Below are 13,792 nucleotides of genomic sequence, written 5' to 3'. Positions count from 1 at the left end.
ATGGGCTTGTCGCTTCGGCACATTCTTCACGCGAATGATGGATGAATTCGGGCCGCCCCGCAAGCGCCGCTTCAGATGCGGTCTGAAACGTCCCGTGATGACGCATCCGCAGCATCGCTTCGCACGCGCGGCACGGGATCGAACAGCGCGAACAGCAACAGGCCGGCGAAGAAGCCGCCGATATGCGCCTGCCAGGCGACGCTGGTGGTTTCGGCATCGACGCCGATCGCACCGACGCCGAAGATGATGTTGACGCCGAACCACACGGCGAGGAACGCGACCACCCGCCCGTCGCGCAGCGCACGCGACAGCGGCAGCGCGGGAACCTTCGCGGCGGTATCGGCATCCGAACGGGAGAAGGACAGGAAGCTGCCGCGGGCGAAGGCGAAGCGGATCGCGGCCGCCATCGCGCCCGACACCGAGGCCGAGGCGCCGATCATCGGCGCCACCGCATGCTCATGGGTGACGAGATGGGCGAGCGCACCGGCCGCCGCCGTGACCGCCATGAAGATGAAGAACCTGACTGCGCCGAAGCGCCGCGCCAGCGCGCTGCCGAACGGCAGCAGCCAGAGCACGTTGAAGCCGAGATGGGTCAGATTGGCGTGCAGCAGCGAATAGGTGACGAAGCTCCAGACCTTGGCACCGGCGCCGCCGGGAATCTGCAGATTGAGCAGCGAGGAATCGTAGCGCTTCGGGATGAAGCCGAAGACGTCGATGGTCCAGTTTTCCAGTTCCGGCGGCAGCAGCACCCGCAGATGGATCACCGCCAGCAGCGCGATATAGGCGGTCAGCGCCACGGGCAGCGTCAGGATCGGCTCGCGCGGAGCCTCTTCGACGACGGCCGGCACGTCCGGCGACGAATCTTGCGGGGAATCCAAGGCAGCTTCGCTTTCAGGCCCGATCGGAGCGACAGTCTTGGAGATAGTCGCCTTTACGGTCCCGGCGCAAGTGCACAAAAGGAAAAGGCAGGGCCCTGGGAAAGCCCTGCCTGTCCGTGTCGGCCTTTCCAAGCCCAAGGGAATGAAGGTGTATCCCCACCCCTCCCCGGCCCGTGGCCAAACTGTTTGACGCCCTGTGTACAGACCTCGCCGAGAACCTGGAGAAAAGCGGCGAGGCTTGCGACCGCGGTCACCATAGCAGGGCCGCGCGAGGCACAAAGCGCATAGTTAATTTAACGTTAACAACGCAAAGACAGCCTTAACGGGCGCGAAAACGTCGTCCCGGCATGGACGCTGCAAATCCCCTCCTGCACAACAACAGAAGGGATCGCGGGTGCACTGAAGCGGGACAGATATGTCCCGGAAGTCGTACCCCGGGGTTAGCGTTCAGCCATGAAACACTCGTCGAGCCGCGCGTTCTTCGCGTATTGGGACAAGAAGCGTGGCACCGCGCGGGCGCCCGACCGGGCGGACATCGATCCAGCCGCGGTCCGCGAGCTGCTCGGCGACATCTTCGTGCTCTCCTGCGAGCCCAATCTCGGCTTCCCGTTCCGCGTCGCCGGCACGCGCGTCTGCGCGCTCACCGGACGCGACCTCAAGGATGCGAGCTTTGCGGCGTTGTTCACCGAGACGAGCCGGCGCGAGATCGAGGAGATCACGACCATCGTCGCCGACGAGACGCTGGGCGCAATCGCCGGCCTCACCGCCACGCGCGAGGACGGCAGCAAGGCTTATCTCGAGCTCCTGCTGCTGCCCTTCAATGCCCGCCCGCATACACCGGTGAGCGTCACCGGCGTGCTGGCGCCGTTCGACGACGAATGCGGCACGCTGTCGGCGTTCACCCTCACCTCCTGGCGCTATCTGCACCAGCCGGAGAAGCTGCTGCCGCGCGCGATCCGCAAATTGCAGGTTGCCCGCGGGCTGATGGTCTATGAGGGGCTGAGGTAGGAACCACCCTCGCGTCAGACGCGCAGTTGCGAACGGCCGGCTGCGATCTTCGACGGCCTGATCGCAATCGGACACATTCGCGCACCGGCTTGCCAATCCTTCCAGGGAACATTAACTTTTAAGTCGCGTTTAGTTCGACTGCCATGGCAAGCGGCAGCGCGACCCGATTGGTGAAAACGCGTCTGCCGGGCCTCCGTCCAGGGACGATTCCCGTGATGGAGCAAGCGACCAGAGTTGGTAATCGGTTGTTAGCTGCCTTGCCGCCGGCCGATTTCGCATTGCTTGCCCCCCATTTGCGAAAAGTAGAGCTCCGGCACGACGCGGTCCTGGTGCGATCGGGCGACAAGATCGAGCACCTCTCCTTTCCCTGCAGCGGCGCGATCGCCCTCATCATGGAGTTGCCGAACGGACAGACGGCGGCAACTGCCGTGATCGGCAACGACGGCGCCGTCGGACTTCTGACGGCGCTCGGTCCGACCCGATCCCCCATGACCGCAGTCGTCCGAGTGGCCGGGACCGCTCTGCAGATTTCGCCCGCGCGATTTCATGCTGCGCTCGAACGCAGTGCCGCCCTCAGAGGTCTGGTTCAGCTTCTCGCCAGGGCGCTGATGACACAGATCCAGCACGTCGCGGCCTGCAATGCGCTGCACTCCGTCGAAGCGCGCCTCGCCCGCTGGCTGCTTCACATTCACGATCGGATGGAGGGCTGCGGCGACGTCCTGCCCTTGACGCAGGAGACGTTGTCGGAGTTGCTCGGCGTCCGGCGGACCACCGTCACGCACGTCGTGAGCGCACTTCGCGCGTCACGGGCGCTGAAATCCAACCGGCGCGGCCACCTCGAGATCGACAGGCAGCGGCTCGAGGCCGTCGCATGCGAGTGCTACAAGGTGATGAGCCGCCGGATCGATCGGATCGTCTCGCAGGATGCCGTCAGGCTGCTTCACGCCGCGCCGGCGCGGAACGGCTGCCCGCCCCCGGATTTCCCGTTCGCCAAGACCGACTCGTAGACCCAGGCCTCTCGGGCGAACCATTCGTGCGTCGCCGCGCACATTCCGCAATATGTGCGCGAAAAGAACACCGTACTGCACCGAAACCGCTCGCGATCCATCTCGATGCCCGTCGAAATGGCGCGGCCCGTTTCCGGGCATTTGATCATCACCATACCCATCCTGATCTCCTCCAGCCTGGCATCACCTTACGGCACGCTGTCGCCGCATCGGCTGGACGGCGTCTCTTCTGGCGAAGACGCTCGTCCAGCCGATTCACGCGGCCGGCAGCCTCGATTCAAGCAGCCCTATGCAGAACCCGGTTGAAGCTTTTCTTGATCGGCTCGGCCGTCTCGGTGGCGACCTTCTGGGCAAGGTCCCAAAGCTCCCGGTTTTGGCTGGAAGCCGCTTCGAAGGTCTTACGGCTGTGGGCGGTGGAAAGGTTCACGACGTCCGCAAACGACCTCGCATCCGCAAGCTGGGACAGGAATTCCAGCGTGGAGCTGGTATTGATGTTTGAAATTTCGATGACCTTGGCGCCGTAATCGGCTGCACGCGTGGCGTTGCTGGAACAGGCTTCGCGGAGCGCCCCGGTGATCTCCTCGGAAGCCGCCTTCATCTGCTCGATATCTGCCTTGGCCCGCGCGGCGCCCCGCTCGGCGAGATCGCCGAAGATCGCCTGGATGTTGAAAAATGGCATGTCGAACTTGAACTTTGCACCACCGTTCGCCGGCCCGCCCAGCGGAGTGGCATTCGTCCCGGCTTTCACATTGGCATCATTCATCGTCATTCATCCCTTCACGCGAAACCAGACAATGGATTGAAGACTTCCAGAAACTCTCCCAGGTGCGGGCCGCACCGGGAAACCAGTGCCCCTATTCTCGAATTGGAGCGATGCTGCTGAAAAAGCCGCTTTCGCCCCCTGCCTGAGCCGACTATGACCAACCGGGATCGTGACTTCGGTTCGCTTTCGGACTCTCGACTTGAATAATTTCGCTTCAAGCGACGAAGCGCCGCGGACAGCATCCCGCCTCTCTAAAGTTGCTGCGATTGCATCCGCCAACTTCAGATCAGCCCGGCCCAGCAGGCCCTTTGACGACGAATGCGACGCGGAGACGCGTCCGCCGCACGCGATCCGCAAATTGCAGGCACGCGGGCTTATGGCGTATGACGGGCTGCGGTCGCTTTCGTTGCGAACTGACCGGGCGCCGCGGTCTCGATGCAGCCTTTCATCCGGGCGAAACAGCCATGTCCAACATCATTGATTTCGGCACGCTTCAGCTCCGCTTCCTGCAGAGCAAGGACGACACCGACGGCAGCGTCGACATCTTCGAAATGACGCTGCAGCCGAATGCGCGGATGCCGATCCCGCACTATCACGACCGCTGGGACGAAACGATCTACGGGCTGTCCGGCGTCTCGACCTGGACGATCGACGGCGCGCAGACCGATCTTGGTCCCGGCGAATCCGTCTTCATCAAGCGCGGCGTGGTGCACGGCTTCACCAACCGCTCGGCCGGGCCTGCGACATGCCTGTGCATCCTGAGCCCCGGCGTGCTCGGACCGCAATATTTCACGGAGATGGCCGCGCTCCTGTCGGCCGGCACACCGCCAGATCCCGCGAAGATGAAAGAGACGATGCTGCGCCATGGTCTGGTGCCGGCACCGCCCGCGTAAAGCGCGCGACGCGAGGACAGGCTGCGTCACGCAACCCGCCCCGCGCATCCCGGAGACGGACTACGGCATCGCCAGATGCCAGGCACCGTTCAGGAAGCCGTCGCCGGTGACGTCGCCGGGCTTGGTGTCCTTGGCGAAGGTGTAGAGCGGCTTGCCCTTGTAGGCCCACTGCTTCGAACCATCGTCGCGGGTGATGATGGTGTAGCCGTCGCCGGCGGCATCGCTGGCCTCGGCCTTCAGCACCGGCCAGTTCGTCGCGCACGGGCCGTTGCAGGCCGATTTTCCGTCCGCATCCTTGTCGAACGTGTAGAGGCTCATGCCCTTGGCGTCGGTGAGCACGGTGCCCTTGTCGGTCTTGCCGGTCTTGGTCGGCGGCGCGGCGAAGGCAGCGGGAACGAATGCGAGCGAGACGGCGAGCGTGAGCGCGAGGCGGATCGAGGACGTCATGGTGTCTCCTGTCATGCAATTGGCTTGCATGGGTAGGACGCCGCAGACGGCATCGTATTCCTGCGGAAGCCGCGAAGATATTTTTCGCTGCACGGACCGGCTCGGCGGAATAAACTGGGATGGGTGAGACGGAACAACGGACCGAGATGAGCAAGCCGCATTGGCGCGACGCCCGCGCCTCAGACCTGCCCGCGATCAGCGCGATCGCGGCGCGCATTCATCCCGACCTTCCGGAACGGGAGGAGGTGTTCGCGGAGAAGATGCGGCTCTATCCTGACGGCTGCCGCGTGCTCGTCGCCGACGATGCGATCGCCGGATATGGGCTCGCGCACCCGTGGAAGCAGCACAGGATTCCGCCGCTCGACGGCTTCCTCGGCCGCCTCCCCGACGATGCGGACTGCCTCTATGTGCACGACGTCGCGGTGCTGCCGGATCATCGCGGCGGCTCAGCGCGCGCCTATGTCGCGAGGGTGGAGGAGCTGGCGCGCGCATCGCGCATCGCCGCCCTCGCACTGGTCTCGGTCTATGCCACACGGGCGCTATGGGAGCGGCTTGGCTTTGAGCCCATCACCGCGGATGCGGACTTGCGCACGAAGCTCGCCTGCTATGGCGAGGCTGCGACCTACATGCTCCGCCGCCTCGCCGCCACGTAACGCAGCCGGCTCAGCCGCGGTGCTTTTTCTTCTTCGGCTTCTTGCCCGGCGCGCCGCCTTTTGCGGGCCACGGCGTCACCGACGGCTCGGCATGGCCGGGCTTGTTCTTGTGCTTCTTTTTCTTTCCGAATGACGGAGCATCCTCGAACTTCGGGCCGCGCTCGCCGAAACTCTTGCCGCCCGGCTTGAAGCCCTTCTCGCGCGGGCGATGCTCGCGCCGCTCACGATGATCGGCCTCGCCGCTCTCGCGCCGAGGCTCGTGCGACCGCTCCTCCTGGGGCTCGCGGCCCTGCGGCGCATCCGCCATCTGCTCGATGCGGATGCTGTCTTCCTTGTCCGGACGCTTGACCTTCGCGGCGAAGGACTCCGCGACCCGCTGGGAGATCTCGAACTCGGTGGTGGTGTCCATGATCTTGATGGCACCGATGTCGCGCTTGTCGATGCCGCCGCGGCGGCAGATCATCGGCAGCAGCCAGCGCGCCTCGGCGTTCTTGCGCCGTCCGATCGCGGCGCGGAACCAGACGCTGCCCTCCGCCATGGCGTGCTTCGACGACGCCTTCCCCGACTTCGCGCGAGGCTTGCCGGGACGATCGTCACCGCCCTCGCCCCTGTCGTGGAATTTGTCGCGGCCGCGATCGTCGCGCGACCGGGCGGGACGTTCGCCGGGATCGATGATGTCCTCCGGCGACGGCAGGCGCGCACGATAGAGCCGCGCCAGCGCCGCGGCGATGTCCTCGGCCGACCGCTCGGCGAGCAAGGCCTGCGCCAGCGCCAGATCATCCGGCGTTGTCTCCTCGGTGAACAGCACGTCCTTCATGCGGTCGTGATCGAGCTTGCGGATCTCGTCGGCCTGGGGCGCCGTGCCCCACTCCGTGTCGACGCCTGCCAGATTGAGCAGCAGTTCGGCACGCCGCCGGCGCGCGGGCGGCACCAGGAGGACGCTCGTCCCCTTGCGTCCGGCGCGTCCCGTGCGGCCCGAGCGATGCTGCATGACTTCGGCATCGTTGGGCAGGTCGGCATGGATGACGAGATCGAGGCTCGGCAGGTCGATGCCGCGCGCGGCGACGTCGGTCGCAACGCAAACACGGGCGCGGCCATCACGCAGCGACTGCAGCGCCATGGTCCGCTCGTTCTGCGTCAATTCGCCCGACAGCGCGACCACGGCGAAGCCGCGCTCCAGGAGCGCCGCCTGCAGATGCCGGACGTTGTCGCGCGTGCTGCAGAAGACCAGCGCGCTCGGCGCCTCGTAGAACCGCAGCACGTTGACGACGGCATGCTCGACGTCGGCCGGTGCGATCCGGATGGCGCGATATTCGATATCGGCATGACCGCCTTCGTCGCCGGCGACCTCGATCCGGAACGCGTCGCGCTGATACTGCCGCGCCAGCGCGACGATGCCGCGCGGGAACGTCGCCGAGAACATCAGCGTACGGCGCGTCTCCGGCGTGGTTTCGAGGATGAATTCCATGTCCTCGCGAAAGCCGAGATTGAGCATCTCGTCGGCCTCGTCGAGCACGACCGCGGTCAGCTCGGAGATGTCGAGCCGGCCGCGCCGCAAATGGTCGCACAGGCGGCCGGGCGTGCCGACGACGATATGCGCACCGGCGGCAAGCTCGCGCTGCTCGCGCCGCGGGTCCATGCCGCCGACACAGGAGACGACCCGTCCGCCCGCATGACCGTAGAGCCAGGCGAGCTCGCGCTGAACCTGCAAGGCCAGTTCGCGGGTCGGCGCCACGATCAGGGCGAGCGGCGCACCGGCCTGCTCGAACCGCTCGGCATCGTCGAGCAGGTTCTTGGCGATGGCCAGACCATAGGCGACGGTCTTGCCGGAGCCGGTCTGGGCCGAGACCAGGAGGTCGCGGCTGGTCGCTTCGTGGGCGAGCACGGCGAGCTGGACGGGGGTCAGTGAATCATAATTCCGCTCGGCCAAAGCGCGGGCGAGCGGCGGGGTCAGGGCCGGAAGAGACACGAGATGGGAAACCTTGGTTAATTCAGGCGCGCAAACGGGGGACCGGCGGACCCGAGGGGGCGTGCGCGGCAATCGGCCCGGCCGCACGCTTGATTTGATCTGGGCGCTCTTTACGCCAAGTGCTCCCAAATCACCATGCCTTTGATGCATGGCTTGGCGGAAAGAGCCGCGCCCGAAGGTTGCAGCGGATTTTCCGGGCCAACTCCATTAACCTGGGATGCAACGGGTTTGCCGCCGGGCAGCTTGCAGCCTGCCCGGGACAGGAGAGAGGTGGAGTCCCACGCCATGTACTCCGTCATTGCGAGCGCAGCGAAACAATCTGGATTGCTTCGCTGCGCTCGCAATGACGACGTTGAATGGGAGCACAACGATGCGATTGGCAGTCATTTCCGACATCCACGGCAACCTTGCCGCGCTCGAGGCGGTGCTGGCCGACATCAAGACGCGGGGCGTCGATCGCACAATCAACCTCGGCGATTGCGTGACCAGCCCGTTGTGGCCAAAGGAGACTTTCGAAGCGCTCCAATCGCTGTCGTTGCCGACCGTGCGCGGAAACCATGATCGCTGGATCGAGGAGTTTCCGGACGACAAGCTCTCGCCGGCGGGACTGTTCGCGCGCAACGCATTGACTGCTGAGCAGCGCCGCACGCTCCACGGCTTGCCGTCCCAAATACGGCTGGACGACGGAATCCTGGCCTGCCATGGCACGCCGGACAGCGATACGACATGCCTGCTCGAAGAATCGCTCGACGACGGACGCTTTGTGCCGGCCCGTCGCGACGTGCTGGCAGCGCGCCTCGCGGGTGAGCCGGCGGCCCGCGTGGTGCTGTGTGGTCATAGCCACCGCCAGGCGGTCATTCAGTCCCCCGGCGAATGTCTGGTTCTCAATCCGGGAAGCGTGGGCTGCCCGGTGTTTGCGGACATTCCTTTTGCCGCAAACCTGGAATATCGCTCGCCGCACGCCCGGTATGCGGTCATCACCAAGCGAGCAAGGGGCTGGCAGGTCGAGCTTCTGGCCCTCGACTATGATTGGGAGGCCGCCTCGGCCCGTGCGCTCGCCAACAACCGCCCTGAATGGGCACAGGCCATGCTGACCGGATACGTCAAGTAGAAGCTGGCTGTCGCGATATCTCCGACCACCTTCCGCGGGGGGATCGAGGGATGAACGAGCACGGCCTTGCCGCGCCCGCTCCTCGTTCCCAAATCCTGCCCCAACAGACAGCAACGGGGAAAACATGGCCGACGCAATATCGCTTGCCGACAAGCTCGCGACCTTTGAAGATCATTGGTCGCCGCGCACGGTCACGACCTTCAACGATTGCGACGTGATGGTGGTGAAGGTGAAGGGCGAGTTCACCTGGCACAAGCATGACGACACCGACGATTTCTTCCTCGTGCTGAAGGGTCGCCTCGATATCGAACTGCGCGATCGCACTGTCACACTCGGCCCGGGCGAGCTCTATGTCGTGCCCAAGGGCGTCGAGCATCGCCCGGTGGCGCGCGAGGAGGTTCACCTGATGCTGATCGAGCCGACCGGGACGCCGAACACCGGCGACAAGGCAACCGCCGCGGCGCGCAAGCTCGCATAGCGGGCAGCGCAGCCTAATCCCGGGAGGCCGCCAGCTTGCTGAAGCTGCCGGCCAGCCTGGCTTTTGCGCGGGCAACAGCGTCCCTCGCCGCGCGGGCCAGGGCGCGGATGGCACGCCAGGCTTCGGTCGCCTGCAGCCACGCTTTCGCCGCGGCGTATTTTCCGTAGCACCAGGCAAAAGCCGGAATTCGCATCAGCTTGTCGCGCGTGAGGTGGAACAGGCGCTCGACCAGCACCAGCTTGAGCAACTCGCCGACGATGAACGTCACGGCGCCGCTCACGAACTGCCCCGTCGCGGCGAGATAGGCCGCGACCGGCTTGATCGGCTCCAGAATGATGACCGGCACGGAGAACAGGGCGAGAGACGTATAAGGCGGCAGCGACTTGATCCAGGCGCGCAGCCGCCTGAATTCGAAATGCCGCCCGATCCAGCGCCCAATCGGCCTCGCCACGGCCATGAAGACCGCATCCACCAGGAAATAGATCGCGGCCAGGATGTAAGTGACCGGTTTCAGGATTCGTTTCACGGCACCTCTCCTGCGAAGTGAAAGCCGGAACCTGGGCCGAAGTTTCACCGCAGCGTGAATAACTCGCGGATTTGCCGCGGAACTTTTTGGGCGGCGGCCGATGCGTCCGCTCTTCCTTCTCCCCTTGCGGGAGAAGGTGGCGCGAAGCGCCGGATGAGGGGTATCTCTCGTTGTACTCATACGCGAATTGGACTCGCGGATAAAAGCCCCTCACCCGCCTCGCCGCTTGGCGGCGAGCCACCCTCTCCGCAAGGAGAGAGGGGAAGAGGCAGCGCGCCTGACGAAAGTTACTGCTCCTCCTCCGCTCTCAAATCTCCGCGTAGACCTCCAGCAGATTGCCGTCGGGGTCGCGGAAGAACAGCGTGCGGTGTCCGAAGGACTGGTTCGTCGGGGGCGACAGCAGCGCCACGCCCTGCCGCAGAAGCTCATCGGCACAGGCATCGACTTCGGCGGCTGCGACCTTGAAGGCCAGTTGCAGCGAGGCGCTGCCCGGCGGCGTCGGCGCATCGGCCGCAGTCCGGCTCGGCCTTGCCAGCGCCAGCGTGTTGCTGCCGATCCCATACTCGATCCAGTTCGGCGAGAGTTCGCGCAGCAGCGGAAACGCCAGGACGTCCTCATAGAAGCGGCGCATCGCCGCCATGTCGCGGACAAAGATCACGGTGTAGTCGATTGCGCGGACGGCACTGAAGGGGGAGCGCCGGTTGGGTTCAATTGCTTCGCGGTCTGTCATGCATCGTCATTCCAACGTCTGCCCGTAGCCCGTATGGAGCGTAGCGGAATACGGGAGCCACGGGCGAGATTTCCCGGATTACGCTACGCTCCATCCGGGCTACACGTTCTCACTCCACCAGCTCCGGCCACGGCACGATGGTCGACTTCACCGTCTTCATCGCCATGGCGTCCTTCACCGCCTGCGCGACGCCCGCTTCCGTGAACGGATAGATCGTCTGCATCTTCAGCCAGGGATATTTGCCGGCCGTGCGGTACAGCATGTCCACGCCGAGCGGCAGATCGTTTCCGGTGAAGCCCCAGGAGCCCAGCACGTTGAGGTCCTTGGTGCAGATGCGGTGCCAGGAGGTGTCGATGGAGCCGGCGTCGGTGAACTGGCCCATCTCGACATAGGTGCCGCCGTCGCGCAGCATCTCGATGCCCTCAGGGCCGGCGGTCGGATGGCCCGAGCAGTCCATCACCAGATCGGCGCCGAAGCCGCCGACGATTTTCCGCACGCGATCGATCCGCTCTTGCGGCGACTTGATCTCCTCGATGTTCACGGTCGCTTCCGCGCCGAACTCGCGCGCGAGTTTTAGGCGCGGCTCCTCAGGCGCTCCGACGCAGATGACGCGCCCTGCCCCCATCTCCTTTGCGGCCGCGACCGCGAGAATTCCGATCGGACCCGAGCCCTGGATCGCCACCGTGTCACCCCAGCTGAATCCGCCGGCGCGGGTGGCGCGGTTGAAGGCCCGGATGCAGGAGGTCAGCGGCTCCGACAGCGCGCCGAGGCGCAGCGACATGTCATCGGGCAGCTTGTAGATCTTGGTGCCCGGCAGCATCTCGAGATCGACATAGACATATTCGGCCCAGCCGCCCCACATGTGCGGCGCCTTGTCGAAGCCGAGATAGCGGCCGTAATAGACCGGTGTCAGGCATTTGTTCGCGGTTTGCGGATAGTGGATGCAGTAATAGCACTGGCCGCAGGGCATCAGGGGCGGGATCATCACTTTCGACCCGACCTTGAGCGGCTTGCTCATGAAGTCCTCGGTGAATTCGTCGCCGCATTCCACGATGACGCCGCCGATCTCGTGACCCAGCGTGAACGGCCACGGCAGCGGCTTCGGCCAGTGACCCTTCAGGATATGCAGATCGGTGCCGCAGACCCCGCAGGCGCCGACCTTGATCAGCGCGGCCTTCTTGCCGACCTTCGGCCACGGCACGGTCTTGATGAGGGGTTCGCTGCCCGGCCCTGCGTGGGTGCAGACGCGGATTTGCTCCATGGTGTGTCCTCGCTGCCCGTCTGTTATGATTGATGGTGCGGGCTGGGGCGAAGCGTATGTGAGATGCGCCGGCGTGCCAAGGTGTGGTCTCGTAGCCCGGATGGAGCGTAGCGTAATCCGGGAAAAGTCCATCCACCGCGAGCGGTCCCGGATTTCGCTGCGCTCCATCCGGGCTTGGGATCAAGGAGGCCGCGCCGATGCTGCGTGACTATCGGGACGAGGATGCCGACGCGATCGTCCGCGTCGCGCAGGCGGCTTTCGCCGAGTTCGAGCCGCACTTTTCCGACTGGCCGCTGTTCACGGCCAACGTCGCGAAGATGCCGCGGCTTGCAAGGACCGGCGAGATCATCGTCGCCGAAGACGGCGGCGGGATCGAAGGCGCCGTGGCCTATATCGGCCCGCGCGCGCCGAAGCCGGCGTTCTTCGATCCGGCCTGGCCGGTGATCCGCATGCTGGTGGTCGATCCCGGCGCGCGCGGCAAGGGCATCGGGCGGCAATTGACGGAAGAATGCCTGCGCCGCGCCGAGCGCGACCAGGCGCGCGCCATCGCCCTGCACACGACGACGATCATGACGGTCGCGCTGCCGATGTATCTGCGCATGGGATTTGTCAGAAGCGGCGAGGCGCCGGACATTCTGGGCGTGCCATATGCGGTGTATGTGAAGTCGCTGGCGTAGAGGCGGCGGAACGGGCGACCCCGGATTACGCTGCGCTCCATCCGGGCTACGGGACACACCCAAATATCTTGAGCACGGGCGGGCGAACGTGTAAGGCCGCAAGAGTCCTTTCCAGGTGCCCGCTTGAACCCCCAGCCCCAAAATCCCGTGGTCGCGTCCGGCTCGTTCGCGGCGATGAAATCCGTGCCGTACCGGCTGCAATTCATCGCCTACGTGCTGGCGATGATGGCCGACAATATCGAGCATGTGATCAGCTATTGGGTGGTGTTCCAGAAATTCCACTCGCCGACGCTGGGCGGCTTCGCCGTGCTGTCGCACTGGCTGCCGTTCCTGCTGTTCTCGGTCGCGGTCGGCGGGCTGGCCGACCGGTTCGATCCGCGCCGCATCATCCAGTGCGGCATGCTGCTGTTCATCGTGGCCTCGGCCGGATGGGGCTTCTTCTTCCTGACCGACACGATCCAGATGTGGCACGCCATGCTGCTGCTGGTGATCCACGGCTGCGCCGGCGTGCTGTGGCAGACGCCGAACCAGCTGCTGCTCTACGACCTCGTCGGCCCCGCTGACCTTCCGAGCGCGGTGCGGCTCAACGCGATGGCGCGCTATCTCGGCATTCTGGTCGGGCCTGCGGTCGGCGGCATCATCATGCTGACGCTCGGCACCTCGCACGGCATCATCTTCAACACGCTGTTCTATCTGCCGATGCTGCTGTGGCTGTTCTGGGCACCCGTCCGCGACAAGAGCGCGGCTGTCCGGCGCTTCGCCGTCCGCGGGTTTGCGGACATCATCCTGACCATCCGCGCGATCGGCACGCAGCCGGTGCTGACGGCGATGACGTGGCTCGCCGGCCTCACCTCCTTCATGATCGGCAATGCCTATCACGCCCAGATGCCGGGCTTTGCCGGCGATCTCGGCCACGGCGATCCCGGCGTGTCCTACAGCGTGCTGCTGGCGGCGGATGCCGGGGGCGCACTGCTCGCCGGCATCGCGCTGGAATCCTGGGGACGCCTGAAGGGCACGCCGCGCACCGCGATCATGCTGGCCATGCTCTGGAGCGTTGCGCTGCTCGGCTTCGCCGCGGTGCGGATCTATCCGGTCGCGATCGTGCTGCTGTTCTTCGCCGGCTTCTTCGAGCTGTCGTTCAACACCATGGCACAGGCGCTGGTGCAGCTGAACGCGCCCCACGACATCCGCGGCCGCGTCGTCGGCCTCTACAACATGGCCGGGCTCGGCATGCGGGCCTTCAGCGGCATCACCGTCGGCGTGTTCGGCGCTGCGATCGGCATTCACTGGTCGCTCGGGCTCTCCGCCGCAGTGCTGCTGGCGCTGCTGTGCCTGCTGTATCAGCGCGCGACGAAGATGGCGTGAAGGGCGCAGCGTAGCCCGCATGGAGC

Annotated in this window: 15 protein-coding genes; 8 read left to right on the top strand and 7 right to left on the bottom strand. The window is 65.4% G+C overall.

What is annotated here, in order from left to right:
- Positions 1-71 precede the first annotated feature (71 nt).
- Positions 72-878, bottom strand: a complete 807-nt coding sequence (locus JQ617_RS01585; protein ID WP_208608594.1) for a rhomboid family intramembrane serine protease — start codon at positions 876-878, stop codon at positions 72-74.
- A 453-nt stretch (positions 879-1,331) separates the two neighbouring features.
- Here JQ617_RS01585 and JQ617_RS01580 point away from each other — a divergent pair, with 453 nt between their 5' ends.
- Positions 1,332-1,886 carry a PAS domain-containing protein gene (locus tag JQ617_RS01580; protein WP_145660675.1) on the top strand — a complete coding sequence of 185 codons (555 nt, stop codon included), beginning with the start codon at positions 1,332-1,334 and terminating at the stop codon, positions 1,884-1,886.
- A gap of 212 nt (positions 1,887-2,098) precedes the next feature.
- Positions 2,099-2,893, top strand: coding sequence for a Crp/Fnr family transcriptional regulator (locus tag JQ617_RS01575; RefSeq protein ID WP_212023867.1), 795 nt, complete (start codon positions 2,099-2,101; stop codon positions 2,891-2,893).
- 277 nt (positions 2,894-3,170) lie between these two features.
- Here JQ617_RS01575 and JQ617_RS01570 read toward each other — a convergent pair whose 3' ends face one another.
- Positions 3,171-3,662, bottom strand: coding sequence for a phasin (locus JQ617_RS01570; RefSeq protein WP_249156574.1), 492 nt, complete (start codon positions 3,660-3,662; stop codon positions 3,171-3,173).
- Between the two features lie 458 nt (positions 3,663-4,120).
- On the opposite strand from JQ617_RS01570, the gene JQ617_RS01565 reads away from it, so the two are divergent.
- The gene (locus JQ617_RS01565) at positions 4,121-4,549 is read left to right on the top strand and encodes a cupin domain-containing protein (RefSeq protein WP_212023865.1); all 429 of its coding nucleotides are present in this window, start codon (positions 4,121-4,123) and stop codon (positions 4,547-4,549) included.
- A 60-nt stretch (positions 4,550-4,609) separates the two neighbouring features.
- Here JQ617_RS01565 and JQ617_RS01560 read toward each other — a convergent pair whose 3' ends face one another.
- Positions 4,610-4,996: a COG4315 family predicted lipoprotein gene (locus JQ617_RS01560; RefSeq protein ID WP_212023863.1), complete on the bottom strand. Its 387-nt coding sequence runs from the start codon at positions 4,994-4,996 to the stop codon at positions 4,610-4,612.
- Between the two features lie 146 nt (positions 4,997-5,142).
- Between JQ617_RS01560 and JQ617_RS01555 the strand changes: the two genes are divergently transcribed.
- Entirely contained in the window at positions 5,143-5,649 is a 507-nt protein-coding gene (locus JQ617_RS01555; protein ID WP_212025939.1) for a GNAT family N-acetyltransferase, read from the top strand.
- Positions 5,650-5,659: 10 nt separating this feature from the next.
- Here JQ617_RS01555 and JQ617_RS01550 read toward each other — a convergent pair whose 3' ends face one another.
- A complete protein-coding gene (locus tag JQ617_RS01550) occupies positions 5,660-7,618 on the bottom strand; it encodes a DEAD/DEAH box helicase (RefSeq protein ID WP_212023861.1) in 1,959 nt (652 codons plus the stop codon).
- A gap of 370 nt (positions 7,619-7,988) precedes the next feature.
- Here JQ617_RS01550 and JQ617_RS01545 point away from each other — a divergent pair, with 370 nt between their 5' ends.
- The gene (locus JQ617_RS01545; protein WP_212023858.1) at positions 7,989-8,729 is read left to right on the top strand and encodes a metallophosphoesterase family protein; all 741 of its coding nucleotides are present in this window, start codon (positions 7,989-7,991) and stop codon (positions 8,727-8,729) included.
- A 124-nt stretch (positions 8,730-8,853) separates the two neighbouring features.
- Positions 8,854-9,207 carry a cupin domain-containing protein gene (locus tag JQ617_RS01540; RefSeq protein ID WP_212023856.1) on the top strand — a complete coding sequence of 118 codons (354 nt, stop codon included), beginning with the start codon at positions 8,854-8,856 and terminating at the stop codon, positions 9,205-9,207.
- Between the two features lie 13 nt (positions 9,208-9,220).
- On the opposite strand, the gene JQ617_RS01535 is transcribed toward JQ617_RS01540, so the two are convergent.
- The 3 genes from JQ617_RS01535 to JQ617_RS01525 form a co-directional block, all read right to left on the bottom strand.
- Entirely contained in the window at positions 9,221-9,733 is a 513-nt protein-coding gene (locus JQ617_RS01535) for a hypothetical protein (protein WP_212023854.1), read from the bottom strand.
- Positions 9,734-10,040: 307 nt separating this feature from the next.
- Complete coding sequence (locus tag JQ617_RS01530) at positions 10,041-10,463, bottom strand: VOC family protein (protein WP_212023852.1); 423 nt, start codon at positions 10,461-10,463, stop codon at positions 10,041-10,043.
- 109 nt (positions 10,464-10,572) lie between these two features.
- Positions 10,573-11,724, bottom strand: a complete 1,152-nt coding sequence (locus tag JQ617_RS01525) for a zinc-binding dehydrogenase (protein ID WP_212023850.1) — start codon at positions 11,722-11,724, stop codon at positions 10,573-10,575.
- Between the two features lie 197 nt (positions 11,725-11,921).
- On the opposite strand from JQ617_RS01525, the gene JQ617_RS01520 reads away from it, so the two are divergent.
- Together JQ617_RS01520 and JQ617_RS01515 are read left to right on the top strand one after the other, a co-directional pair.
- Complete coding sequence (locus JQ617_RS01520; protein ID WP_212023848.1) at positions 11,922-12,401, top strand: GNAT family N-acetyltransferase; 480 nt, start codon at positions 11,922-11,924, stop codon at positions 12,399-12,401.
- 123 nt (positions 12,402-12,524) lie between these two features.
- Positions 12,525-13,766, top strand: coding sequence for an MFS transporter (locus tag JQ617_RS01515; protein ID WP_283842027.1), 1,242 nt, complete (start codon positions 12,525-12,527; stop codon positions 13,764-13,766).
- Positions 13,767-13,792 lie beyond the last annotated feature (26 nt).

This window comes from Bradyrhizobium sp. KB893862 SZCCT0404, assembly GCF_018130885.1.
In the GTDB taxonomy this organism is placed as follows: Bacteria; Pseudomonadota; Alphaproteobacteria; order Rhizobiales; family Xanthobacteraceae; genus Bradyrhizobium; species Bradyrhizobium stylosanthis.
Note: the sequence above shows the minus strand (reverse complement) of the source record. Positions and strands in the feature narration are given on the sequence as shown.